Genomic DNA, 26,359 nt, shown 5'->3' with positions numbered 1-26,359 from the left:
ATGCTACTTATTCAATATGGATGCTACTTAGAAATAGTAATCCTATAATTTTATTTATAGCTGGTTTGGAGTGTTTATAACTTAACTACTATAACTACTATTATTGAATATTATTACATTTTCCTCATCAGTGAAATATCCACCACAATTATAAAATAATATAACAATCTTTTATGTTTAAGTTAAGATTAGGATTTTTTTTAATCAGCAGCTTTCGCCCCTTAGAATTATAATAATGTGGAGCAAACAATACTCATACTACTGTAACCTTTAAAAATCTTAAATTCTCTTTTTTACCTATAACTTTAATACTTCTCGCTACTGCATAAAACTACCAACACATACCAATACCCCAAGAAAGTTATAACCATTTTTAATGTATTTGGAGCATTACCTTTTTTTCTTATAATTTTTATACATAATCTCTTTTGCCAAGTAAAATGAGTGGACAAGTATTCTGAAGCCAGCTCTTAATTTTATAAATTTTTGGTACTGAAGACTTATAACTAGAAGCATAAAGCTTTAATGCAAAACAATGTTTATACTTTATTTGATACATCTAAATCTTTATAAATTTTCATTTTCATTATTTTAACTATTGACAGTGACATTATATAATTCTATTTAGTTTATCTACTGAAAAAATTATAAGGTAATTTTATGCAACTTAGTTCAATTTCTATACCGATAATTAAGAGACCAGCTATCGAAATAGCTTTAGGAGTAGCTTTAATTGCGATTTGCTCACAAATAATTATACCAATAAAACCGGTATTTATTTCCTTGCAAACTGTAGCAGTTATGTTTATCGGACTTACTTATAACAGAGTTAATGGGCCTTTAGCTGTATTCGCTTATATAGTTCTAGGGGTTATAGGAGCACCTGTATTTGGAAAATTTTCGAGTGGTTTTAATGTATTATCAGGAATCACTGGCGGGTATTTAATTGGTTTTTTAATTGCAGTTTTTGTAATGACTAACTTAAAGGATAAAGTTTTTACCTCTAGTAAGTTATGGAATCAGGTAACCTTATGTTTAATTGGTAATATTATCGTTATGAGCTTAGGATGGGTGTGGGTTGCTAAGTTTTTAGGAGCACGTGATGCATTTTATGGTGGTGTATTGCCTTTTATAATACCTGGTGTAATTAAGTCATTATTATTAATTTGGCTTATTAATGTAGTAAAACCAAAAGCTAAATAACAAGATGTTAATGCCGCATTTTCCGGTACCAACTTGGAAAAGTCATGTTAAATGTGATCTAGAAAATGTTGTTGCACTTTTAAAAGCCTTAGGTGATCCTTACTTAAGGCTTCCTCCTGTTATACATATAGCCGGCACCAATGGTAAAGGTTCAAGTGCTGCTATGCTTAAGAGTATTTTTACAGCAGCTAACTATAAAGTGCATTGTTATACCTCTCCTCACTTGCTAGAATTTAATGAACGAATTGTAATAGCAGGCGAAAAAATTTCAGATAATGAATTATGGCAAATTTGTGAGCATGTGAGGATAGCAAGTGAGAAATTTAATATCGAACCTAGTTTTTTTGAAGGAACTACTGCAGCAGCTTTCCTAGCATTTGCTAAGCATAAAGCTGATATATTAATCTTAGAGGCAGGTCTTGGCGGACGTTTAGATGCGACAAATATAATTGAGCATCCTTTAATTACTTTAATTACGCCTATCTCATATGATCATATGAATATACTAGGTAAAACATTACCGTTAATAGCATTTGAGAAAGCAGGTATTATGAAGCCAAAAGTACCTTGCATTATTAGTGCACAGGTACCTGAAGTTTATAAAATATTACTTGCAAAAGCTGAGGAACTAGAAGTACCAAATTTTTGTTATGAATATGATTTTGGTATTAAGAAATCAGAAAAAGGATTTATTTATTCATCGCACAATTTTACGTATGAGTTCCCTATTCCTTCGCTGTTCGGTGATCATCAATTAATAAATGCAGCTAGTGTTATTGCATTAATAAGCTTGATTAATAAACAATTTAATATTAATAATGAAACTATTTCTAAGGGATTACAAAATACTATTTGGTCAGCTAGAATTGAGAAAATCGATCCACAAAAATGTTCCAAATTAATAGGTGATAATATCCAAATTTGGGTAGATGGAGCTCATAATAATAGCGGTGCACAAGTTTTAGCCAACTGGGCTCGTGATAATTTAAAATCACCTATATATTTAATAGTCGGTATGACAAAAAATAGAAATATAGGAGAATTTTGTTCTTATTTCAAAGGTTTGACAATTAAGGGTTACAGTGTTAAAGTTTTATCTGAGCCACTAAGTTATGATGCTGAAACAATAAGTTTAGAAAGTCAGAAAATCGGTATTGATTTTACTGAAAGTTCTTCTCTTGAAGAAGCAATAAGAGATATAGGCAAAGTAAACGGGAAGAATAAAGCGAATATCATAGTAACTGGATCACTTTTTTTAGCTTCTGACTTTTTTAAATTATTGCATGAGTAAACATCATTATGAGAAGACATTAAGTGTTATTGTATTGCTCTTTATATTATTCCAGCAACGGCGTGAATTCAGAATAAATAGGTTTAATGTGACAGAGCTTTCATAAGTTTTTATGAAAAATAAAAAACTTATGTTTTATATATTTTTTCTAAATTCTAGCTTTCATAGGAATAATGTTAAATAAAAGTTAAAACCAAAATAATATAGGAGAAATAATATGGTTTATTGCGACAAATCTAATCAAACATCATATCCTTTTGTTCTGCCTGATTTACCCTATGATAAAGGCAGCTTTAAACCACATTTTACTGCTGAGACTTTTGATTATCATCACGGTAAACATCATAGTGCTTATGTACAAAATCTAAATAATTTGTTAAAAAATAAAGAAGATTTACAAAAGAAAAATTTAGAGGAAATAATAATTTGGTCATCACAAAATCCAAGTCCTGCTATTTTTAATAATGCAGCACAAATATGGAATCATACATTTTTTTGGCATTCGATAAAACCAAAAGGTGGTGATAAACCCACTGGTAAAGTATTAGAGCAAATTAATAAAGATTTTGGCAATTTTGAAAATTTTTGTGAACAATTTAAAACAGAAGCATTAGGGCAGTTTGGTAGCGGTTGGGCATGGCTTATATATCATGATAATAGATTACAAATTATAAAGACATCTAATGCTGGTACGCCTATAGCAAACGGTATAAAGCCGCTTTTTACATGTGATGTTTGGGAGCATGCTTATTATATTGATTATCGTAATAAACGTCTAGATTATGTTGACATTTTCATTAACAATATGATTAACTGGGAATTTATAGAAGATAATTTAATCAAGTATAAATTATGAATTTAGAAGATTTTAAAAAAATTCAAGAAACTCCTATAGAATATATAGCTTTTAGCGGTGGTGGAGCTAAAGGTATAGCCTATTCAGGGGTTTATGAGGCAACAAAAGAAGCTGGTATATTAGACAACGTCAAAGCCGTTGCAGGTTCTTCTGCAGGTGCTATTACTGCTACTCTTGTAGCGCTTGGTACTCCTCCTAAGCAATTTGAAAAAATTTTTAAAAATACAAATTTACAAACATTGCTTGGAAAGAAAGGTTTTTCTGCAGGTATGATACAACTAAATAAAGATGGTAAACCTTTATATGATTTATTAGATAATACTATTAAAAAGAATATAAAAGACTTTTTAGATAGAGCAGAGATTGTAAAAATAACAGACGATAAAGCTCTTGATGATTTAAGAAAAAGATATCAAGAAAGGGGGAAAATATATTTTAGAGATATAGCATTACTTCGAAAGTATGATCCTGTGCAATATAAAGATCTAGTAGTTACAGCAGTTCAAAAGGATACGGGTAAGTTAACTACTTTTAATAGTTTTGATACGCCTGATGTTGAAATTGCTTTAGCTTGCCGTGCTTCTGCTTCTATTCCATTAGTTTTTAAACCAGTAGAAATTAATGGTAAGAAATATGTTGATGGTGGATATATAGATAATACACCTATAAAATATTTTAAAGATAATGAACCAGAATTTGAGGTAAAAGAATTAGATAATAATATAGACGAGATTAACTTAGCTAAAAAACAAGGTAGAACTCTTGCCATGGCTTTTGGTAATGGTATAGAAGATGCAGCAAATATTGCCATATATAGTGCAAAAAAAATTGAAACTCCAAGTGAGATTATAAAGTTTTTAGCTGATGTGTTATTTAAAATGCTTGCAAAAGTAGGAGGGAAATTTAAATATACTGATACTTTAAAAGAGACTAGCGAACAATTACGGGAAAATGCTTTAAATACAGTAGTGTTAAATACTGCAGGGATAGATACTCTTGATTTTAAGGATGCACAGAAATATGCAGATTATTTACACATGAAAGGATATTGCCAAACTAGAGAATATTTAAATAATCATGAGCTAGGAAAAGAAACCGATAAAACATTTGAATATCAAAATTTCTTGTTAAATGTCTATGAAATTTATGATAATCAAAATTTGAATAAAACATTTGGAATTAAGTTGTTGGACATATTCAGCTCTCCAGAGGAAAAAACTGACTCCAAATGGCAAGAAGGAATTATAGAAAATCATGATGATAAAGCAAAAGTGCTGTTATCATTTTGTAAAACTGGAGCATTGACAGAAAAAGGGCTGCAAAAGAATCTTAAAGAATATGTAATTATTGCTGCAATTAGTCGTAATGGTACATTAAAAGCTGATACAAACTCACTAAAAGCCTTACTCCATGTGCTCAATGATCCCAAAACTCCTAATAAGATAAAAGAGAGTTTTATAGATGTACTTGCTATAGATAAAAATAAAGATGCAAGATTTGATAAAACTAAAACTTTTGATAAAAACGTCATCAAATTTAAGTTTACTAAAGAAGATTTACAGTCATTTCTCAACTTCAGTAAAAATGAAGCGCTAAAAGTACAAAGGAAATATAGTGTATATAGTAATCGTGCACGTAGTGCATACAGGTAATAATTTACAGTTTTAAGAGATTAATTATGGGCTTTTATAGCAATACTAAGAATCTAGTAAAAATTACATAAAAATAAATTTTTTGTGTTTTATTCTATAGAATATTTATCTATGCTATATTAGAGCAAGTCTATTTTTGCTAGATTACTGCTTTCTTGTAAGCAACATTGATTGCTTTAAAAAAAGCATAAGAGAGCAGCTCTGACCTAACAGCAGGATTGCAGGATGTGTTAGATGTCATGGTCAAGGCATGGTATAATTATTTTTTGAGTTATGTAACAAAGCCATTTTTAAGTCACTCATAATGAAGACCGGTAAATTTAAGTTAGTTATTTTTGATGAAATAGATAGTACAAACTCTGAGGCTATTAGAATTGCTATAAATGGTAAAATTGACTCTAATTATGCTATACTTGCTAAATCTCAAACAAAAGGGCGCGGTAGAAGTGGTAAAAATTGGCAATCTACTTCCGGTAATTTACATGCTAGTTTCCTGATAAAGCCAAATAAAGAGCTGGAATTACTGCCACAACTATCTTTTGTTACCGCTCTTGCTGTTTATAACAGTATCAAATCCTTTAAACTTCATAATATAAAATTAAAATGGCCTAATGATGTTTTGGTCAATGGTAAGAAAATTGCTGGCATACTTCTTGAATCCATTAAAGTAGCTAATGATTACTATCTTATTATTGGTATCGGTATTAATATTGTTTATCACCCTACTAATATTGACCAGCCTACTACTAGTTTAGTGAATGAAAATCTACCGTATATAGAACCGCAAAATCTATTTGAAATATTAATAGAAAATTTTGAAAAAAATTATCAAATTTGGGATAATGGAAATTTTTCTTTTATTAGAGAAACTTGGCTAAAATATGCCTATAAGCTACATAAAAATATTAGTGTAAAACATCAAAACAATATTATAACTGGTATTTTTAAAGATATCGATTGCTTAGGAAGAATAATATTGCAAACACCTTCAAAAACAATAATCTCTTTTTCCACTATTGAGTTTTCCTTTTAGCAAAAATTTTACTAAAAAATTATATACATGCAAAAACTCTTCTTATGACAATAATCTTATATTAATAACCACTTTTGTATATTGAAAAAGTTTTTAAATATGCTTTATTTATTGGTAGTAATAAATATTGTAAGGTATCAGTTGAGATTTATGCTGAAGTAATAAAACAGTATCTCATTTCAAACTATAAAATATCAATATAAAAAATCATAATATAAATATGATGAGAATTAGAAAATGAAAGATCTTTTTAAGACTCTCTTAGCTTCAAATATTAATGAAAAATTTTTAAAAATAAATATTATAGTGCAAGTAAATGCTATTAAACTTTGTCAAGAAAAACTAGTAAAAATCCTTTTGAAACTAACGAGTATAAAATTATTAATAATTTAAATGAAATTAAAAATAGAATCTCAGAAAACTCAATCTTAATATTGACAGATTTTTTAAATCTCATTTAAATGGAAAATCATGTTGAATTAATTAAAGTACACAAAAAGAAGAAAATTCTTATAACAGATTAACCAAGGATATTTCATTTAGCAACAATCTCTTTCTAATCCTTGCAGATAAACTATATTTGGGGAATTACTAGCAGTTGTAGCTTCGATGTAAAACCTATAAGTAGAGACGTTAGTACTATAGCTATATGAGATTTTAAAATAGAAAGTGCAGTTCAATATTATGAGCGATATCCTCACACTGAAAAGCATTTTATTAAGATTAATGGTTAATTGACGTTGTTGTATGTATCTGATATTGTTCTTACGTAGATAGGAGCCTAGAAAAAGAAAGATATATTAGATTTTTGAGTTTTAAAATTCTAAGTTCTACTAACCTAAAAATGGATTCCTGCTTAATCTGGAATAACATAGACTAGACAAATATTAACAAAACCGATTTTATTCGAAAAAGGAATTTTCATTAAAATATCAACATAAACCATAAAATAATGAAGAGCTGACAGTAAAATATATCAGTGATTATGATCACTATAAAATATGGCATTATACTACAAGCTTAAATTATATCATGCCCTTCCTAAGGGAGTAAAAATTTCTATTTTCTTTTATAGAAATAAAAGAATTTGAAATGCATAGTCATTACAAGAATAAATTTTAACAAAGCAATCCAGTAAAAAAATGAGTGTTCTATAAATATTTTTACTGAATCTCTACTTTTGCAAAGATGACATATAAGCAATGTGTGCAAAACCTTAGTTGCTTGCAATAATATTTAGATAAAGATTTCACTTGTCAATGATATATAAATATGCAAGAAATAGTTGTAAGAAATTTTCAGCGTCAAATTAAGTTTTAAGCAAATATAGCTAGAGGTAATATAGAAGAAAATGATGGATAGAGGAGATTAGAGCTTATGCTGAAATTAAGCAATTATAATATGATAATAAGTTCTTGCTAAGTTTTAGGCATATAATTACAAAAATATATTTTCTTTAAAGTAAGATTTATTATTGTTTGAGCGCAGTCTCTAATATTAAACAGGATTAGCGTTAAAATGCATCTAAAACCTGAAATGGTAAAATAATAATTTAGATTATCACAGATATAGCAAAACATGTATGTGCAAGTTTCAGTAATAATAAATGTAAGGTAAACAAAAACTTATATGCTAGGATATACTGAGATACAAGAGATTCTAAAAAAGTTTGATAGAGTATTAAATTTGTATAAAGAAAACAGCTATTATAACAGTGATCAAATTATATTTGATGATAATGCATTTAGTAGTAAAATCTTTAGCAATTTTAGTGGTTTAATTGTATTAAAACATTAGGTGAAAGATACTAAAGAAATAAAAATTATCTCAAGATATGATAAAAATTTTATAATCTGTTGCAATAAATTCAATAATGTTATAAATTTTAGATATAAGCCTTTAATACTCGATTAAGTATTTCATACATTTAGTATTATAATGAAAAAGAATTTTATAAGACTAGTTTACGAAGAGCTAATAAGCATAATGGCCATAAAAAGCTCTATCCAACAAAAAAAAGAAATGCAGTTAATTGATTATTTTAAAATAGTTGGAAGTAATTTATTATATGCATTTCAAAAAATAAGAAATGAATATGAAAGAGACTAAAAGTTTTTTTACAAGTAATAATAGGCTAAATAAAGGTTATGCTAAGACTTTTGGTGTACATGAATCTGATAATAGTTTTTATAATAAAAAATTTGAACATATATTACCACCAATTGATTTAATTACCGAATATGAAAGTATTTACCCAGGTATTTTAGAAAAATTAGTAGATATGGCACAAAGAGAACAAGCTCATAAGCATGATTTAGAGCTAAAAAATTTAAAGATACAAGAAAAAGTTGCTAAATTAACTAGAATTTGCTTATTAGTATTTGGAGTTTGCTTAGTAGTTTCAATATTTTTTTAATTGCTATTGAAGAGTTTCATTAGCTTTCTATAATAATAAAGAAAGATAAAATATTTTATTTACTTGTAATTTTAAATAAAGTAAGTTAAGTGCAGTGATATTTAATAAACAATAATACGGAGAAGTTTTATTTCTGGAGTTAAAAATAATTTCCCTAAAGCGAATAAAGAAATTAGAGCTAGCAAAGTTCGTTTAGTAGGTGAAAATGGTGAAATGCATGGGATTGTAAATATAAGAGAAGCAATGGAACTTGCTGAAAGAGCTAGTCTTGACTTGGTTGAAGTATCACCAAATGCCGAGCCTCCGGTCTGTAAGATTTTAGATTTCGGTAAATTTAAATATGAAGCTAAAAGGCGTGCACACGAAGTGCGTAAAAAGCAAAAAAATATTGTACTTAAAGAAATGAAATTTAAGCTTAATATTAGTCAAGGTGATTTTGAAGTTAAATTAAGAAAAATAAAAGAATTTCTAAAAGATGGAGATAAAGTAAAAATTTCTTTATGGTTCAAAGGTAGAGAAATTCTCCATAAAGATATTGGTGAAAAATTATTTGAGCGTATTGAAGTAAAACTTGAGGAGCTTGCTAAAATTGATCAGAAAGCTAAAATGGAAGGCAAGCAGATGATAATGGTAGTCAGCCCTGATAATAAAGTACATTAGTCATTTATCTTGATGTTGCTCTCATGGCCATTATTAGCAACGACTAGAACCCAGAGTAAATGGCCTTAATTTTAATATAAAAATACAAAAAGTTATTTTTTTATATTTTTTAGTTGGTCTTTCATTTTATGGGATAACAAGCTAATTTTCTGAAATAACAATAAAATATAAAACTTAAACCGATTATGCCAATTAAAATTTTAATGCCTGCTTTATCTCCAACCATGACAGAAGGAAATATAGCAAGGTGGTTAAAAAAAGAAGGGGATAAAGTAAATCCCGGAGAAGTGATTGCTGAAATTGAAACTGACAAAGCAACAATGGAAGTTGAAGCAATAGATGAGGGAATACTTACTAAAATAATTGTTTTGCAAGGCAGCAAAAACGTAGCTGTAAACTCTTTAATTGCTGTATTAAGTGAAGAAGGAGAATCAGAAGAAGATATTCAAGAGTTTATTAAAAAGAATAGTAATACATTAGCCAAAAATGATGTTGATTTCTCAAAACTTTCTGAAGCTTCCGCTATACAAAGTCTTAGTGAAGAGAAACAAATAGAGATTCCAAATCGAAATGATGGTAAGATCTTTATCTCACCTCTAGCAAAAAGGCTTGCAAAAATTCAAAATATTAGGTTTGAGGATGTAAAAGGTAGCGGGCCACACGGTAGAATCATCAAACAAGATATATTATCATACTTTTCGAATTCAAAAATAATTAATGATAAGATAGTGGATAGAAATCCTGAGGAATATTGTTTAGTACCAAATAATAATATCCGTAAAATTATAGCTAAACGTCTGCTTGAGTCGAAACAAACGGTACCACATTTCTATTTATCAATAGAGTGTAATGTTGATAAGTTACTAGATATAAGAGAGAGCATTAATAAATCTTTTTCTGAAGGTAAATCTACTTCTGGAGATCAATCTACAAGGATATCAGTTAATGATTTTATTATTTTAGCTGTCGCAAAAGCATTGCAAGAAGTACCGAATGCTAATGCAAGCTGGCAGGAAAATGCAATTAGATATTATAATAATATTGATATTTCAGTAGCAGTTGCAATTGAAGGTGGATTAATTACACCAGTGGTTAAAAATGCTAATCAAAAAAATATTGTTCAATTATCAAATAAAATGAAAGAGTTGATAAAAAGAGCAAGAACTAATAAGTTGACTCCTGAAGAATTTCAAGGTGGAGGATTTACTATTTCTAATCTTGGTATGTATGGTATTAAAAATTTTAATGCTATAATCAATCCACCGCAAAGTTGTATAATGGGTGTCGGTAGCAGTTCAAAACGTGTAATAGTCAAAAATGATCAGATAACAATAGCAACAATTATGGATGTAACTCTTTCTGCCGATCATAGAGTAGTGGATGGTGCTATCGGGGCTGAATTTTTAGCATCATTTAAGAAGTTTATAGAAAGTCCTGCTTTGATGTTATTGTAGTATTTTAATAATTCCTATGCGAATCACAAAAGTGATTAAATTGATATAATACCGTAAATTGATCACGGTATCTGCAAAAATATAAAAATACTTCTTGAGATACTGCGATCAAGTCGTGGTGTGACAAAAGAGTGTAAATTATTAATCTCGTCATAGATAAATCACAAATAATATGAGTTTATCAGATAATTTAACAAAGATTTTAGATAAATATAAAGATCTAAGTAATAAGCTGTCTTCTGGTCTAATCGGAGATGAATTTGTCAAAGCATCTAAAGAATATGCTGAACTTGAAGATGTTGTAGAAAAGATCAAAAAATATAATAAAGCTAAAATAGAGCTAGAAGAAGTAAATAATTTAAAACACGAAATAAGATTAGATATTGCAACTTTAGCAATGATCAATGATGAAATACATCGCTTAGAAAATTTATTACCTGAACTTGAAAAAGCTGTAAAAATTTCTCTGCTACCAAAAGATGCGGCTGATAGCAAAAGTGCAATTATTGAAGTTAGAGCAGGAAGTGGTGGTGAAGAAGCTGCACTTTTTAGTGCTATACTTTTTAATATGTATCAAAGATATGCTGAGTTAAAAGGTTGGCGTTTTGAGATACTTTCTATTTCTAATACCGGTATAGGAGGTTATAAAGAGGCATCAGCATTAATAAAAGGTACAAATGTATTCTCTAAGCTTAAATTTGAGTCTGGAGTTCATAGAGTACAACGTGTACCAGAAACTGAATCAAATGGACGTATCCATACTTCTGCTGCTACTGTTGCAGTACTTCCTGAAGTAGAGGATGTTGACATTAAGATTGAAGAAAAAGATTTAAGAATTGATACTTATAGAGCATCTGGTGCAGGTGGACAACATGTTAATACTACCGATTCTGCTGTACGAATAACTCACATACCAACAGGTATTACCGTTGCATTACAAGATGAGAAATCACAACATAAAAATAAAGCTAAAGCATTAAAGATTTTACGTGCTAGAATATATGAAGAAAAACATCGAAAAAAAGAACAAGAAAGAGCTGATAGTAGACGTGGACAGGTAGGTTCAGGAGATCGTTCCGAGCGTATTCGTACTTATAATTTCCCGCAAGGACGGGTATCAGACCATCGTATAAACATGACACTTTATAAAATAGATGAAGTAGTTAAAGATGGACAATTAGATGAATTTGTTGAAGCTTTAATTGCAGATGACGAAGCTAAGAAACTTTCAAGAATGTAACAAAATAATAATGGAACAAAGAATATCAATAAATGGTAAAATATGGAAGCAAAAGCTGATTAATGAAGATATAGTTACAGAATTATGTCGAAATTTTAAAATTAGTGATTTGCTTGCTAGAATAATAGCATCAAGAATAAATAATCTAGAAGAAGTAGAAAATTTTCTGGTACCGAAAATCAAAAATTTACTACCTGATCCTTTTCATTTACTTGATATGAAAGCCGCAGTAGATAGAACTGTTAAGACTATTTTAAATAAACAAAAAATATGTATATTTGCTGATTATGATGTAGATGGTGCCACTTCAGCTGCTTTACTTAAAAATATCTTTAGAGATTTGAATATAATATGTGATATTTATATTCCAGATCGTATAGCTGAAGGGTACGGTCCTACCACTTTTGCAATACAAAAAATTAAAGACAATGGCAGTAAGTTGTTGATCACAGTTGATTGCGGTGCTATGGCACATGAAGCTTTAACATATGCAAAAGCTCTCCAGCTTGATGTTATAGTTATCGATCATCATATAGCTACAGATGTATTAACCGATGCAGTAGCTATAGTAAACCCAAATCGCATTGATGAAAAGAGTGAGTATAAATATCTAGCAGCAGTAGGGGTCGCTTTTTTATTTGCCACTGCCGTATTATTAAGTTTAAAAAAGCAAAATTATTTTGCAAAAAATCTTCAGCCTAACCTAATGAAATATCTAGATTTAGTAGCTCTTGGCACTGTTTGTGATATGGTAAAATTAATAGGACTAAATCGTGCGTTTGTAGCTAGCGGCTTAAGAGTAATGCAACAAAGGCAAAATATTGGTATTAAAGCATTATATGACATAGTAGGACTTGATGAAGCACCCAAATGTTATCATTTAGGTTTTGTTTTAGGTCCACGTATCAATGCAGGCGGTAGAGTAGGGAAGTCAAGTTTAGGTGCGAATTTATTGTCTACCAACTGCTCTATCCATGCAAAAAAACTAGCTGAAGAACTTGAAAAACATAATAATGAGCGTAAAGTACTTGAGCTATTAATGATAGAAGAAGCAATAGAAATTGCTATGACGCAACAAGATTATAGCTTATTATTTATTGTTAAAGAAGGATGGCATCCTGGGGTTATAGGGATTGTTGCAGGAAGACTAAAAGAAAAATTTGATAAACCAGTAGCAGTTATAGCTCTAAGTAACGGAATTGGTAAAGCATCATGTCGATCTATTTCTGGTATTGATTTTGGTGCTGAAATTATTAATGCTAAAAGTAAAAATTTACTAATAGCTGGTGGTGGTCATCCTATGGCAGCAGGTTTTACTGTAACTGCTGAAAAATTACAAGAATTACAACAGTTTTTAAATAATGCTTTTAAAATTAGTATAAAAAAACTAAAAAATTATAAGCATACAGAATATGATTTTGATCTAACAGCAAATAGCGTGAATTTACCTTTAATGGAAGAATTAAGTGCTTTAGAACCTTTTGGACAAGGTAATCATGAACCAATATTTAAATTTGATAATTTATTTGTATTAAAAGCAGATGTTGTAGGAAGTAAACATATTAGATGTTTGCTTTCTCCAAATAAACAGGCATTTGGTAATAAAGCCTTATCTGCTATTGCTTTTAATTCAGTAGGTACTTCATTTGAGGATGTCTTATTGAACCCTAAGGCAAAAAATATTTCAGCAATAGGAACATTAAAAACAAATAATTGGCAAGATAATTATACTATTCAGTTAATTATAAAAGATATAATAATAACTTAAAAATAATGTTTATGAGTAATTAAAAAAAATTTCTACAGATTTAACTGAAATACAAGAACATTATTAATGTTATTCTTATCAGGATAGAGGCCCTGAACAAGAAAAGGAACGCTTACTTGCTACTTTCTCAAATGAAGTACCTACCAAATTAAAAGCAATAGCGGATAAGGCTTTATTGCCAAGTGCCTGTTTATTTGGAGAAAGCAACTAATAAACTTAAGGTAATTAAAGTTTTGATAACTCACTCATTTCAATTATAATCTATTAATAATAAAATAATGAACACAACTAATAAAGAATCCACAGAAGAACTAAATAATTTTAAATTTAATAAAAATTATAATAATTTTGTAGAGAATGGTAACATTATTAATTTAAAGCAATTAAAGCGTAAATTACCCGAAGAACTACAAGCCCAAGCAGAGGAGTTGAAAATTGAAAATGTTAATTCGTTACTTAAACAAGAATTAGTTTTTGCAATTTTAAAGAAATCTGTAGAGCAGGGAGGTTTAATAGTTGGGGAAGGAGTACTTGAGGTATTACCTGACGGGTTTGGTTTTTTACGTTCGCCAGAGGTAAATTATTTAGCAGGTCCTGATGACATTTATATTTCACCTAGTCAAATTCGTCGCTTTGGTTTGCGTACTGGTGATACAGTGGAAGGCCAAATTAGAGCACCAAAAACTGGAGAGCGTTATTTTGCTTTACTGAAAGTAAATAAGGTAAATTTTGAAGATCCTTCTAAAGCTTATCATCGTGTTCATTTTGATAATTTAACGCCATTATATCCTGATGAGAAATTAGGATTAGAACTTGAAGATAATAGTAAAGACTTCAGTACACGTGTTATTGAACTAGTTTCCCCTATGGGTAAAGGGCAGCGTGCATTAATAGTAGCACCACCACGTACAGGTAAAACTGTATTATTACAAAATATAGCACACGCTATTACTACTAATAATCCAGAAGTATTTTTAATAGTGTTATTAATAGATGAAAGACCTGAAGAAGTAACAGATATGCAGCGTTCTGTACGTGGTGAGGTTGTTAGCTCAACTTTTGATGAACCAGCAATTAGACATGTACAACTCGCAGAAATGGTTATTGAAAAAGCTAAACGTCTAGTAGAACATAAGAAAGATGTAGTGATTTTAGTAGATGCGATAACACGTCTTGCTCGTGCTTATAATACTGTAGTACCATCATCCGGTAAAGTATTAACAGGCGGTGTTGATGCTAATGCATTACAAAGGCCAAAAAGATTTTTCGGAGCAGCAAGAAATATTGAAGGTGGTGGTTCTCTTACTATAATTGGTACAGCTTTAATTGAGACTGGTTCCCGTATGGATGAGGTAATTTTTGAAGAATTCAAAGGTACTGGTAACTCTGAAATAGTTTTAGATCGTAAAATTGCTGATAAGCGTATTTATCCTGCAATTGATATAACTAGATCAGGAACTAGAAAAGAAGAGCTATTGGTTGATAAAATAATATTAAATAAAATGTGGGTTCTACGGCGTATTATTAATCCAATGAATAGCGGTGAGGCAATAGAATTTTTACTAAAAAAACTTGAAAATACTAAAACTAATGGTGAGTTTTTTGAGATGATGAAAAGCACTGATAGATCAAAAAACGGTTCAAATTAAAATATTTAGATTTATGAATATACCATCTGATTATTTAATTGAAAGAAAGCAAACAAAATCTCAACTAATAATTTGGAAGCTTATTGCTATTTTTTTAGTCATGGTTTTACTTTTAGTTATCTTTAAAGATTTGATTCCAAAAGAAGTCTTACCTATTAATAATAATAAAGATTATATAGCTTCAATATTAATAGACGGAATAATTCTTGAAGATGAAAAAAGAGACATAAAACTAAAAAAAATAATTGATAATCCACATATTAAAGCATTAATAGTTAATGTAAATTCTGTTGGTGGTACGGTAGTAGGATCAGAAAAAATATATAATATTTTGCGTAAAATATCTAAAAAAAAACCGGTAGTAATAGTTATGGGAACAATAGCAGCAAGTGGTGGTTATTTAATTTCTCTTGCTGGTGACTATATTGTTAGCCATAATGGGACTATTACAGGTTCAATTGGTGTGATATTGCAAACAGCTGAAATAACGGAGTTAGCTCAGAAATTAGGCATTAAATTTAATAATTTTAAATCTGGAGAATTAAAAGCTGCTCCAAACCATACAGAAAAACTCACAGAAGCAGTACGAATAGCTATTATGGAAAATATTGAGGATACATATAATTTTTTCCTTGAACTTGTTTCTGAGAGGCGTAATCTTCCTATAGAAGATGTCAAAAAACTAGCAGATGGGAGAGTATATTCAGGTCGTCAAGCTTTGAAATTGAAGCTTGTAGATAGTGTAGGATCAGAAGACACAGCATTAAAATGGCTTCAGGAAGTTAAGAGAATTGATACTAATTTGACAGTTGAAGATTATCAGTTAAAACCAAAATCTAAATTAATGGAAGTGATATTTGAAGATTTTGATAGTATCACCTCTAATTTTTTTAAAAAAAGTGCTAATGGAATTAAAGCAATTTTTCAATAATGGTTACTAAGAATTATTTAATAAATAAAATACATAAGAAACTAAATTATCTTTCCAAAGAAGATATTATGGAGTCGGTAGATCTAATTTTAGATTATTTAAGCGAATCTCTTAAAAAACAGAATCGTATTGAAATTAGAAATTTTGGCAACTTTTCTATTAGAAAACGTAAATTTCCTAACAATGAAAAGTTCTATAATACTATTTATTATAGAATGCCCAAAAAGTTGTTTAAAGAGTAATTAATTATAGAATAGTCTAAGTATAGCACTATAGAAATAATGAAAAGATATCTTATATTAAAGAATCTAAATATAGTTACGAAGAAACTTTAGAATATTGTTTAAAGCCTAAAATAGTTAAAGAAATTATTAGATACGATTAATTGATAATATAGATTGTAGTGACCAAACACATCTGCAATAGAAAAAAAGATGATCCTAATAGGATATTTTATAATTTTATTTGTTTTTATAACTTTAATGAATTGTGCTAACAAAAAACTACAAAATCAAGTGGATCTATACTATTCAATTATGAAAACAATTGATACTATTAATAGAAATGTTGGTAATATTGCTTCATATATTCCAAGTACTCAGGTTAAATAGAAATGCTTGTTATTATTTCCTCTGCTAAAACTCTTAATTTTGAATTTTCAATTTATTCAAACGGCATGGTAAACCCTTTATTTCCAAAACTAACAAATAAGCTACTTGCTATACTTAAAAATTACTCTGAAGATCAATTATCAGAAATAATGAATATAAGCGCAAAACTTGCGCGTATAAATAAAGAAAGATTTACAGATTTTGATAATCAAGACAGTAAAGCAGCTATTTTTGCTTATGCAGGAGATGTCTTTAATAATATACATGCAGAAAAACTAACTAGTCATGAGCTAAATTTCTTACAATCACATTTGCTTATTATATCAGGACTTTATGGAGTTATAAAGCCGTTAGATGCTATTAAGCCATATAGATTAGATATGGCAACAAAATTAGATGAAATAAATGATTTAACTAGCTTTTGGCAAGAAGAAATCACCAATTATATTAATAATACTCTTGCTAAACAAAACAATAAGTATTTACTCAATCTAGCATCTTTAGAATATTCATCTGTAGTAAATCTAAATAAACTTAAATATCCGTTAGTTAATATTCATTTTAAAGAAAATAAAAATGGTAAATTATCAACGATTGGAATAAATGCTAAAAAGGCTCGTGGGAATATGGTTAATGTTATAGCCAATAATTTAATTGATTCTCCTGAACTACTTAAAAATTTCTCATATTTAGGGTATGAATTTAGTACTCAATATTCTTCAGATAGTGAATTAACTTTTATTAAGCATTAATAAATTTACTAAAAAATCTGCAATAGTGAGCTGGTAGTAACTCAGATTATCAACCTTTAAAATGATGCCTTTTTCAATAAAACACTACTGATTTGTAAAAAATATGACTACATTTAGGTAGGAAAAAATTACTAATAAAATTATAGAGAAGCATATATTGGCAATATTTTTTCTTCTCTTATGAGACAGGAGCTTATTACTTACTAAACAGCAGATATAGAAGAGGTTTTAAAGCAAATATAGCTCTTACAATTTAATCTGAAAGGATACACACACATGGGGATATAGTATATAAATTTTTGACAATAATGTTGGCTTTTGTAGCACTAAAATTAATATGGTGAGCGGTAGTGGACTTGAACCACCGGCCTTTACGATGTCAACGTAATGCTCTAACCACACTGAGCTAACCGCCCTTTCTAGAACCTAAATTTATTATATAATGTTCTAGATTTCAAGTTTTATTTACATTATTTATAATATTTATTTATAATATTTTAATTTAATTAATAATTAGGAATGGTTAATTTAAAAATTAAAGCCTTTGATTTTTCTAAAGATTTTATAATTTCTCTTGATGGTCCTGCTGCTTCAGGCAAAAGTACTATAGGTTTAATGCTAGCGAAAAAACTGTCTCTTAAATATTTTCAGTCAAGCATTATTTATAGACAACTTGCTTTTAACTGCATTAATCAAAAAATAGATATCACTAACATAAATGCGGTAATTGCTTTATCTAAGCGATTAAAAATTGAAGATAATCTTGATCTAGAAAATGAGCAAATAGGAGATATTGCCTCACAAATTGCTACAATAAGTAAAGTTAGAGATAATTTAAATAAATACCTAATTAATCTAATTAAAATAATACCAAGAATTATTATGGAAGGAAGAGATATAGGAACAGTAGTTGCACCTAAGGCCGACTTAAAGATTTTTATAACTGCAAATCCTGAAGTAAGAGCTGAAAGGCGATATAAGCAGTTGCAAGCAAAAGGAAAACCATGTATACTTAGCGAGATTTTACAGCAAATAATTTTGCGAGATAAAAGAGATACAGAGAGAAAAGCTGCACCGTTATTACCGGCTTCAGATGCTCTAATTATTGATACTTCAAAGCTTTCTGCTATAAAAGTTGTAGGGGAAGTGATACAATTTATATTAGGCTCTGCTTCAGATTCAGATGTAGAATCTCAAAGAATAAAATAGCTTGAAAATACAACTTTCAAAGTGCTAGGTTATTTTATTTAATTTTATTAACCTTTTTAAAAATTTTTTATTAGTTTAGCACCTTACTAATATTACGAGAAAAATATGCCAATAAAACTAAAACAACGATTCGTCCCACAACTTGCAGCAATTAATCGCGATTTTGAAGAAGATTTTTCTAAAATGCTTAAAACTGTTGATACAAGTCATATAAAAGAAAAAACAGTAGTTAAAGGTCAAGTAATCGAAATAAAGGATGATATGGTTATTGTTGACGTTGGATTAAAAAATGAAGGTAGAATACCTAAGTCTGAATTTTTATTCTCACCTAAAATTGGTGACGTAGTCGAAGTTTACATCGAAAAGATTGAGGGACGTAACGGTAGAACAATATTAAGCCGTGAGAAAGCAATTAAAGAAGAATTATGGGGACAACTAGAAATTATGTGTTCTAAGGGTGAATTTGTCGATGGTATAATTTTTGGTCGTGTTAAAGGAGGATTTACCGTAGATTTATCAGGTGTAGTAGCATTTTTACCTGGAAGCCAAGTTGATGTTAGACCAATTAAAGATCCTACTTCCTTAATGAATATCAAACAACCATTTAAAATTTTAAGCATGGATAAAAAGCTTGGTAATATAGTAGTTTCAAGAAGAGCTATCTTAGAAGAATCACGTTCTGAAGCTAGAGATGAAATGTTATCTAAAATTAAAGAAGGAATGATTTTAGAAGGGATTGTCAAAAATATTACTGATTATGGTGCATTTATTGATCTTGGAAGTGTTGACGGCTTATTACATTTAACTGACATTTCCTGGGGAAGAGTTAATCACCCTTCAGAAGTGCTAGAATTTAACCAAAAAGTTAGAGTAATGGTTATTAAGTTTGATGAAAAGACTAAAAGAATATCTCTCGGTATAAAACAACTTGACTCTAACCCATGGGAAGCAATTAAAGAAGAATTTCCTGTCGGTAAAAAAATGGTCGGTAAAGTTACAAATTTTGCTGATTATGGCGTATTTATAGAATTAAAAGATGGATTAGAGGGGCTTGTTCATTCAAGCGAAATTAGTTGGTTAAAATCTAATCAGAATTATAGAAAAACACTAACTATAGGTCAAGAAGTAGAATTCATAGTTTTAGAAGTTGATACTGAGAAGCATCGTGTTTCTTTAAGTATTAAACAATGCCAAGAAAATCCTTTAATAAAATTTATTGAAAATCATCCTGTCGGTACAGTAATTAAAGCACCAATTAGGAATATTACGGATTTTGGTATTTTTGTTGCGCTTGGTGATAATATGGATGGTATGATTCATGAAGGTGATATTAGCTGGGAAGATAAGGGTACTGAACTGCTAAAATCATATAAAAAAGGAGATAAAATAGAATGCAAAGTTTTAGCTATTAATATTGAAAAAGAACAAGTTAGCTTAGGGATAAAACAGTTGTTGCCAAATCCATATCAAGAAATTAATGAAGGATATAAGAAAGATACAATAGTTAAAGCCCTTATAACAGAAATTAAAGATGATGGGTTAGAAGTACTATTAAATAATAAAGTATCAGGTTTTATTAAAAGATCTGAGTTATCAGATGAAAAAGATGAACAAAAGCCTGAAATGTTTAAAGTAGATGAAGAAATAGAAGCAAAAGTTACTTCTATTGAAAAATCAACCGGTAGAGTTTTTTTATCGATAAAAGCTCATAAAATAGCAGAATGTAAAAAGGCTCTCAAAGAATATGGTTCCAGTGATAATACAACCAATATGGGAGATATACTTGCTAATGCTTTAGAAGATAAGAAATAAACCACAATAAAGTTATATCATTGCAAAAAAATTCATTGTTATTGCGTAGATATACTAAACTTTATCATGCTGTGCTATAGGTTATTTCTGAAATAGCACGCTCAAGCACATTGTTAAGGTTAATTGGTATCATTCCAGCAAAAGCAGAAATACAGCAAAAATAAACTTTTTATGTTTTTATTTTATTAAAATTTATAGTATTTTGCTACATTAAACTATGTACTACAAGTTCATACACTACTTGGTCAAGTCACAGTATGATGGTTTAGTCTTTTGTCAAGACATGTAATAATGTCTATAGTCACTGGCAATTACATTTTCTAAGGTAACAAAAGAATCAATTTTAGGAGAAAATATTAATGTCATATGTACCAATAGTAATTGAACAAACAGCACGCAGTGAGCGTGCTTATGATATATATTCAAGACTGTTAAAAGAGCGTATAATCTTTGTATGTAGTACTATTGAAGATCATATGGCAAACTTAATTGTTGCACAGTTGCTATTTCTTGAAGCAGAAAATCCAAAAAAAGATATATATATGTATATAAACTCTCCTGGAGGGATTGTAACATCAGGTCTTGCTATTTATGATACCATGCAATATATAAAACCTAAAGTAGCTACGCTTTGCATAGGTCAAGCTTGCTCTATGGGTTCACTTTTACTTTGCGGAGGAGAAAAAGAAATGCGTTATAGTTTACCTCATAGCCGCATTATGATACATCAACCGTCAGGAGGTTATCAAGGACAAGCTACTGATATAGAAATTCATGCTCAGGAAACACTAAAAATCAAAATGTTACTTAATAGGTTATACAGTAAACATACTGGACAAGATTTAAAATATATTGAAAAAAGCATGGAACGTGATAATTTTATGTCACCAGAAGAAGCAAAAAAATTTGGAATAATAGATAATATAATTTCTTCTAGGGATATTATATTAAAAGATAAAGATTAAGTTTATAAAAAAACTTATATATTTAGTTTTTTATTGTAAGGAAAAATTTATTTTGGGGTCATAGCTCAGTTGGTAGAGTGTTTGAATGGCATTCAAAAGGTCGAGGGTTCGATTCCCTCTGGCTCCACCAAACTACTATAAGGTTATTTTAGCATATTTATAAGTTTTTTATATATAGTAATATCTAAATCTAGCATATGTTATGTGCGTTTTTGGCAAGTTTCAAAAAGCTGGTAAAACACTCACTTTTTACCTAGTACAAATTAATAAAATAATATCTATACTTCATTTATTTTATAGCCAATAACTCCTTTAGAATTATTACTAGCCACTGCCTACTATTTTGTAATATATTTTTATGATACAAATAGCTTGGCAATAAAATCTAAGATTCAGGATTTTAAAAGAGCGGATCTATAAAGCTCTTTCTTTCTGCTTTAGAAAGCTAATCTAGAGCATAAAGAAATTATTTTAATGTCTTAAAAAAGCTTATAAGAGCTTTGGAATAATAGTGGGCAGAATTATTTTTTACTTAATTCTGATATAATTTATAGTTTTTTAAAGAAAGTATATGTCTAAATTATGGTATATTATAACGCTTAATTTTTATATAGTAATAAAAAACTTTTAGGTAAAGGATTGCTGCAACCAATATGCAAAAGATGATAATTTACTCCATATATTTGTCATTCTTGTAATACTAAATATTTAAGTGCTATTAAACTTTGATCTACTAACTCTATATTATTAACTATTAGTATGTTAGTTATGTATTAATAAGTAATAATAAAACTATAGAAATATATTTTGCAAAGCTAGAAATATTGATATAGATTATCCATAAAGAAAAATTAGTAGCTAAAATGCCTAAGTATAATATTATAGTAAGTTTAGATGAATTAGTTTCAAAGAATCATCAATATCGTAAGTTTAAGTCACTATTTGATTTTAACGCTATTAAAGCTGAATTAGTTGATATAGAAGATGATAATAATTACAAAAGTTATGGGATTTTACGTCTACTGAAGTGTTTATTACTGCAATTTATAGAGGATCTATCAGATCATGAGCTAGAGTACTATATTACCGACAGCAATGCAGCGAAGTGGTTCTGTGGTTTTAATTTATATGAGAATCTACCTGATTATACAGTATTTTCAAAGCTAAGACAGACGATAGGAGCTGATTTGCTTTCAAAGATATTCTCAGTTTTTAGGAACCAGTTACACTCTAAGGGTTATATAGAAGAAGTGTTTACTTTTATCGATGCACCTTACTTAATCTCTAGAGCAAGTCTTTGGGAAGAAAGAGATAAAGCACACAAGAAAAAATATGGGGACTTCAATAATAAAGTTCTACCTAAAGCTAAAATTAGCACTCAAGAATCGCATATAAATTTAGACATAGAGAGAAAAAAAGATCATATTGAAATTAATCTTACAAAAAATGTTGAATCAGATATTGAAAGTGGTTTTAAATCTATTCAATTTATTCATAACGCATTACCAGAAATTAATTACTATAATATAGATATCACTACTAATTTCTTAGGAAAATCTTTGCAAGCACCTATTCTAATTTCTAGCATGACAGGAGGTACAAACCGGGCTAAGGATATTAACTATAGACTGGCAAGAGCTGCTCAAAAAGCAGGGATTGCTATGGGGCTTGGCTCTATGCGTGTTCTATTAACAGAACCAGATACGATAAAAACATTTACAGTAAGGCATATCGCTCCTGACATAGTATTATTAGCTAATATTGGTGCAGTACAGCTTAACTATGGACTAACTCCAAAAAAATGTCAGTATTTAGTAGATGCTGTTAAAGCTGATGCCTTAATTTTACATCTGAATGTGTTGCAAGAGCTAACTCAGCCAGAAGGTAATAAAAATTGGGAAAATCTTCTACCTAAGATAAGAGAGGTAGTTAATTATCTATCTGTTCCTGTAATTGTTAAAGAAGTAGGATATGGTTTATCTAAAAAAGTTGCTATGGACCTTATCAATACAGGAGTTAAGGTTCTTGATATTGCAGGGAGTGGAGGAACATCTTGGAGTCAGGTGGAAGCATACCGTGCCACAAATTCATTACAGAATCTTATAGCTAGTAGCTTTATTAACTGGGGAATCCCAACTTTAGATTCTCTCAAAATGGTACGAGAAGTTTCATCAGATATTCCAGTTATTGCTAGTGGTGGTTTAAAATCTGGCATTGACGGTGCAAAAACAATTCGTATGGGGGCTAACATTTTTGGTGTGGCTCGTCAATTTTTAAGAGCAGCAGACACTTCAGAAAGCTTAGTATCTAATAAGATAAAATTAATAATAGAACAGCTTAAGATTACCATGCTATGTACAGGATCACGTACTCTAAAAGATCTAACAGCAGCAGAAATAAAATTTAATCTATTTTAAAAATGTTTATAAAACTTAACATGTTCTAAAATTTTCTCAGCTGCAACAATAGTAGATAAATTACTTACATATAATTTCTAATAAACAATGATTTATAATGTAAAGCTTTTTCCAGATTCGCTGTGATGGATTTATTATTTTCTTTAGTATAACACTTATTTAGCATCCATTTTTTCTACAACGCTAATATAAGTAAAATGCCAAAAATAAAAAACCTAAATGCATTGCTACCATAAATTGGCGGAGAGAAGGGGATTTGAACCCCTGACACGTTACCGTGAACACGCTTTCCAGGTGTGCGCCTTAAACCGCTCGGCCACCTCTCCAATAGACTTTAACAATATACTTTAGAAAAAACATTATTAGCTTCTACAAGCTCTTCCTTATTATTAATACCAACAATTAAATCATAATCATGAGATAATAAATATGAAACTTTTTCACCATGGTCTTTACATATTTTTACTATTTCAGTTAAATAAACCTCCTTATTACCGTGAGTATTAGTAGCAAATAAAGGTAAGTATTTATTTAAAATTCTAGGATTAAAAATCATAATACCTGAATTACAAAGTTTTATCTTTTTCTCTTCATCGTTTGCATTTTTATATTCTATTATTTCTAAAAATTCCCCTTGTTGATTAGTTACTATTCTACCATATTGAGTAGGATTATCTCTTTTAAAACTTAAAGTCACTAATGCAGCATTAGTAATACTTAAATAATCTATTAATTCATACATAAGTTTTGGAGTGATAAGAGGATGATCAGCGTATAAAACTAATATTGTTTTGTTTTCATCAATTAAATTTATTGCTGCATAAGTAGCATGAGCTGTACCTTTAGGTTCTTTTTGTAATGCAAAGCGACACTTATTTTTATAAGGTATTAAGTGTTTTTTGAGTTCTTCTGAATAAACTATAACTACATCTTTTGTTACTTTAAGAGAGTTCTTTAATACTGTTTCAAGCATTGGGACCCCGCCAACTTTATGCATTACTTTTGGTAAATCAGATTGCATCCTGCTACCTTTACCAGCTGCTAAAATAATTATTTGATAACTTGTTAAGTCTGAAGTCATAATTCACTTTGCAATAGCTCATAAACATTATCTGATAATTCATAGTTACCAAAGACTCTCTGAATATCATCACTTTCTTCTAAAACTTCAACAAGCTTTAGTAATTTTTCGGCTTTTTCCTTATCATCTATAACGATCGTATTTAACGGGACCCAACCTATATAAGAATCTTCAGGCATACTGTATTTGTCAATTAAAAATTCTAGAACTTTAGAAAAGCTTTCAATATCAGTATATATAGTATGGGATATTTCATCAGATACAACATCATCTACACCTACTTCTATAGCTGTTTCTAAAATATTTTCAGCAGAAGTAATACTGCTAGGATATTGAATAACTCCACAATGCTTAAATAAATAATTAACACTACCAGTTTCTCCTAAGTTGCCACCATATTTAGTAAAAGTAGAGCGTACTTCAGCAGCAGTACGATTTTTATTATCAGTTAAAGCTTCAATTATTATGGCAATACCACCAGGTGCATAACCTTCATATCTAATTTCTGTATAACTTCCAATATTAGCAGAGCCATCTGCACTATTAATAGCTTTATCTATTTTTTCCTTAGGAAGATTTTGACTGCGTGCGGCGGTTAAAGCGTTTCTAAGACGTGGATTATTTTCAGGATTGTTAGAAGAACCAGTTTTGATAGCATTAACTATCTCTAGAATTAACTTAGTGAAAATTTTTGCCCTTTTTTTATCTTGAGCACCTTTACGATGCTGAATATTTTTAAATTTTGAGTGACCTGCCATTTTACTTTAAATTATTACTAGAAATAACTAACCTTGTTTTGCTTTAAATCTTTTATTTTTTTTATTTATTACAAAAATTTTGCCTCTCCTTTTAACGATTTGACAATCTTTATCACGTTTTTTTAACGATTTTAATGAACTAACGACTTTCATAAGAGTGATTATATTTTTATACTTAAGCTTTAATAATAATAAACATTTTTATTTAATCAGTCAATTACCAATTTAATTACAAAATACTATATTTAGTGCTCTTTGAGTTTAAACTTAAGTAATCTTAAAGAAGGAGATAATTATAACAAAATATTCATTTCAATATTTTTATCAAACATATTTATTCTATCTAATACCTACGGGTGAATTTTCAATTACCACCATTAGTTAAGATAAAGTAAAACATAATAATTCAACCATATTTAACTTAAATGCACCATAAATGGACTGAAAATGCTATTAAAATGAGGAATAGCCAAGGTAAAAGAGAGGTTCACTAGTATAAAATGCAACACAAGGTGATTAGATATTAAAACTACTTGTACAGAAAACAAAAAATCATAAATATCGTATTAGAAGACATAAACATTAAATTAGAGAGTGGTTT

At 29.2% G+C, this 26,359-nt stretch carries 21 protein-coding genes, 3 tRNA genes and 1 pseudogene; 20 read left to right on the top strand and 5 right to left on the bottom strand.

Translation table 11 applies throughout. The features are described 5' to 3' along the window. Positions 1-660 precede the first annotated feature (660 nt). The 14 genes from AC27F4_RS03960 to AC27F4_RS03895 all read left to right on the top strand — a co-directional run bounded on the left by AC27F4_RS03960 (position 661) and on the right by AC27F4_RS03895 (position 17,516). Positions 661-1,203 (top strand): biotin transporter BioY, encoded by a 543-nt coding sequence (locus tag AC27F4_RS03960; RefSeq protein ID WP_487062278.1) that lies wholly within the window; start codon positions 661-663, stop codon positions 1,201-1,203. 4 nt (positions 1,204-1,207) lie between these two features. Next, positions 1,208-2,494 carry a folylpolyglutamate synthase/dihydrofolate synthase family protein gene (locus AC27F4_RS03955; RefSeq protein WP_487062276.1) on the top strand — a complete coding sequence of 429 codons (1,287 nt, stop codon included), beginning with the start codon at positions 1,208-1,210 and terminating at the stop codon, positions 2,492-2,494. 217 nt (positions 2,495-2,711) lie between these two features. Beyond that, the gene (locus AC27F4_RS03950; protein ID WP_487062274.1) at positions 2,712-3,350 is read left to right on the top strand and encodes a superoxide dismutase; all 639 of its coding nucleotides are present in this window, start codon (positions 2,712-2,714) and stop codon (positions 3,348-3,350) included. After that, positions 3,347-5,002, top strand: coding sequence for a patatin-like phospholipase family protein (locus AC27F4_RS03945; protein WP_487062272.1), 1,656 nt, complete (start codon positions 3,347-3,349; stop codon positions 5,000-5,002). Before AC27F4_RS03950 ends, AC27F4_RS03945 begins: the two co-directional genes overlap by 4 nt. A gap of 304 nt (positions 5,003-5,306) precedes the next feature. Beyond that, positions 5,307-6,035: a biotin--[acetyl-CoA-carboxylase] ligase gene (locus tag AC27F4_RS03940; RefSeq protein ID WP_487062270.1), complete on the top strand. Its 729-nt coding sequence runs from the start codon at positions 5,307-5,309 to the stop codon at positions 6,033-6,035. A gap of 2,095 nt (positions 6,036-8,130) precedes the next feature. Next, positions 8,131-8,451, top strand: a complete 321-nt coding sequence (locus AC27F4_RS03935; protein ID WP_487062268.1) for a DUF2335 domain-containing protein — start codon at positions 8,131-8,133, stop codon at positions 8,449-8,451. Positions 8,452-8,562: 111 nt separating this feature from the next. Continuing rightward, the gene (gene infC / locus AC27F4_RS03930) at positions 8,563-9,111 is read left to right on the top strand and encodes a translation initiation factor IF-3 (protein WP_487062328.1); all 549 of its coding nucleotides are present in this window, start codon (positions 8,563-8,565) and stop codon (positions 9,109-9,111) included. Between the two features lie 185 nt (positions 9,112-9,296). After that, positions 9,297-10,565 carry a pyruvate dehydrogenase complex dihydrolipoamide acetyltransferase gene (locus tag AC27F4_RS03925; RefSeq protein WP_487062266.1) on the top strand — a complete coding sequence of 423 codons (1,269 nt, stop codon included), beginning with the start codon at positions 9,297-9,299 and terminating at the stop codon, positions 10,563-10,565. 172 nt (positions 10,566-10,737) lie between these two features. Further along, a complete protein-coding gene (gene prfA / locus AC27F4_RS03920) occupies positions 10,738-11,805 on the top strand; it encodes a peptide chain release factor 1 (RefSeq protein WP_487062264.1) in 1,068 nt (355 codons plus the stop codon). Positions 11,806-11,815: 10 nt separating this feature from the next. Further along, entirely contained in the window at positions 11,816-13,573 is a 1,758-nt protein-coding gene (gene recJ / locus AC27F4_RS03915; protein ID WP_487062262.1) for a single-stranded-DNA-specific exonuclease RecJ, read from the top strand. Positions 13,574-13,851: 278 nt separating this feature from the next. Then, entirely contained in the window at positions 13,852-15,222 is a 1,371-nt protein-coding gene (gene rho, locus AC27F4_RS03910) for a transcription termination factor Rho (RefSeq protein WP_487062260.1), read from the top strand. 13 nt (positions 15,223-15,235) lie between these two features. Continuing rightward, the gene (gene sppA, locus AC27F4_RS03905) at positions 15,236-16,153 is read left to right on the top strand and encodes a signal peptide peptidase SppA (protein ID WP_487062258.1); all 918 of its coding nucleotides are present in this window, start codon (positions 15,236-15,238) and stop codon (positions 16,151-16,153) included. Beyond that, positions 16,153-16,395: an HU family DNA-binding protein gene (locus AC27F4_RS03900; RefSeq protein WP_487062256.1), complete on the top strand. Its 243-nt coding sequence runs from the start codon at positions 16,153-16,155 to the stop codon at positions 16,393-16,395. Before sppA ends, AC27F4_RS03900 begins: the two co-directional genes overlap by 1 nt. Positions 16,396-16,766: 371 nt before the next feature. Then, positions 16,767-17,516 (top strand): YaaA family protein, encoded by a 750-nt coding sequence (locus tag AC27F4_RS03895; RefSeq protein WP_487062254.1) that lies wholly within the window; start codon positions 16,767-16,769, stop codon positions 17,514-17,516. A 338-nt stretch (positions 17,517-17,854) separates the two neighbouring features. On the opposite strand, the gene AC27F4_RS03890 is transcribed toward AC27F4_RS03895, so the two are convergent. After that, a tRNA-Val gene (locus tag AC27F4_RS03890) sits at positions 17,855-17,932 on the bottom strand. A gap of 103 nt (positions 17,933-18,035) precedes the next feature. Between AC27F4_RS03890 and cmk the strand changes: the two genes are divergently transcribed. The 6 genes and pseudogenes from cmk to fni all read left to right on the top strand — a co-directional run bounded on the left by cmk (position 18,036) and on the right by fni (position 23,919). Continuing rightward, complete coding sequence (cmk, locus tag AC27F4_RS03885; RefSeq protein WP_487062252.1) at positions 18,036-18,725, top strand: (d)CMP kinase; 690 nt, start codon at positions 18,036-18,038, stop codon at positions 18,723-18,725. A 105-nt stretch (positions 18,726-18,830) separates the two neighbouring features. Next, entirely contained in the window at positions 18,831-20,537 is a 1,707-nt protein-coding gene (locus tag AC27F4_RS03880; protein ID WP_487062250.1) for a 30S ribosomal protein S1, read from the top strand. 359 nt (positions 20,538-20,896) lie between these two features. Further along, on the top strand, positions 20,897-21,502 hold the full coding sequence (gene clpP, locus AC27F4_RS03875; RefSeq protein WP_487062248.1) for an ATP-dependent Clp endopeptidase proteolytic subunit ClpP: 606 nt from the start codon (positions 20,897-20,899) through the stop codon (positions 21,500-21,502). Between the two features lie 54 nt (positions 21,503-21,556). Further along, a tRNA-Ala gene (locus AC27F4_RS03870) sits at positions 21,557-21,632 on the top strand. 733 nt (positions 21,633-22,365) lie between these two features. Further along, positions 22,366-22,662, top strand: a pseudogene (locus tag AC27F4_RS03865) (transposase); the annotation flags it as partial. Positions 22,663-22,893: 231 nt separating this feature from the next. Next, a complete protein-coding gene (gene fni / locus AC27F4_RS03860) occupies positions 22,894-23,919 on the top strand; it encodes a type 2 isopentenyl-diphosphate Delta-isomerase (protein WP_487062326.1) in 1,026 nt (341 codons plus the stop codon). Between the two features lie 238 nt (positions 23,920-24,157). Here fni and AC27F4_RS03855 read toward each other — a convergent pair. The 4 genes from AC27F4_RS03855 to ykgO form a co-directional block, all read right to left on the bottom strand. Then, positions 24,158-24,245: transfer RNA gene (locus AC27F4_RS03855), tRNA-Ser, on the bottom strand. Positions 24,246-24,253: 8 nt separating this feature from the next. Then, entirely contained in the window at positions 24,254-25,000 is a 747-nt protein-coding gene (locus tag AC27F4_RS03850) for a sugar phosphate nucleotidyltransferase (protein WP_487062246.1), read from the bottom strand. Next, positions 24,997-25,758 carry a YebC/PmpR family DNA-binding transcriptional regulator gene (locus tag AC27F4_RS03845; protein ID WP_487062244.1) on the bottom strand — a complete coding sequence of 254 codons (762 nt, stop codon included), beginning with the start codon at positions 25,756-25,758 and terminating at the stop codon, positions 24,997-24,999. The genes AC27F4_RS03850 and AC27F4_RS03845 overlap by 4 nt, the downstream gene beginning before the upstream one ends. A 27-nt stretch (positions 25,759-25,785) precedes the next feature. After that, entirely contained in the window at positions 25,786-25,911 is a 126-nt protein-coding gene (gene ykgO / locus AC27F4_RS03840) for a type B 50S ribosomal protein L36 (protein WP_004998227.1), read from the bottom strand. Positions 25,912-26,359 lie beyond the last annotated feature (448 nt).

This window comes from Candidatus Rickettsia mendelii (assembly GCF_057543435.1).
Note: the sequence above shows the minus strand (reverse complement) of the source record. Positions and strands in the feature narration are given on the sequence as shown.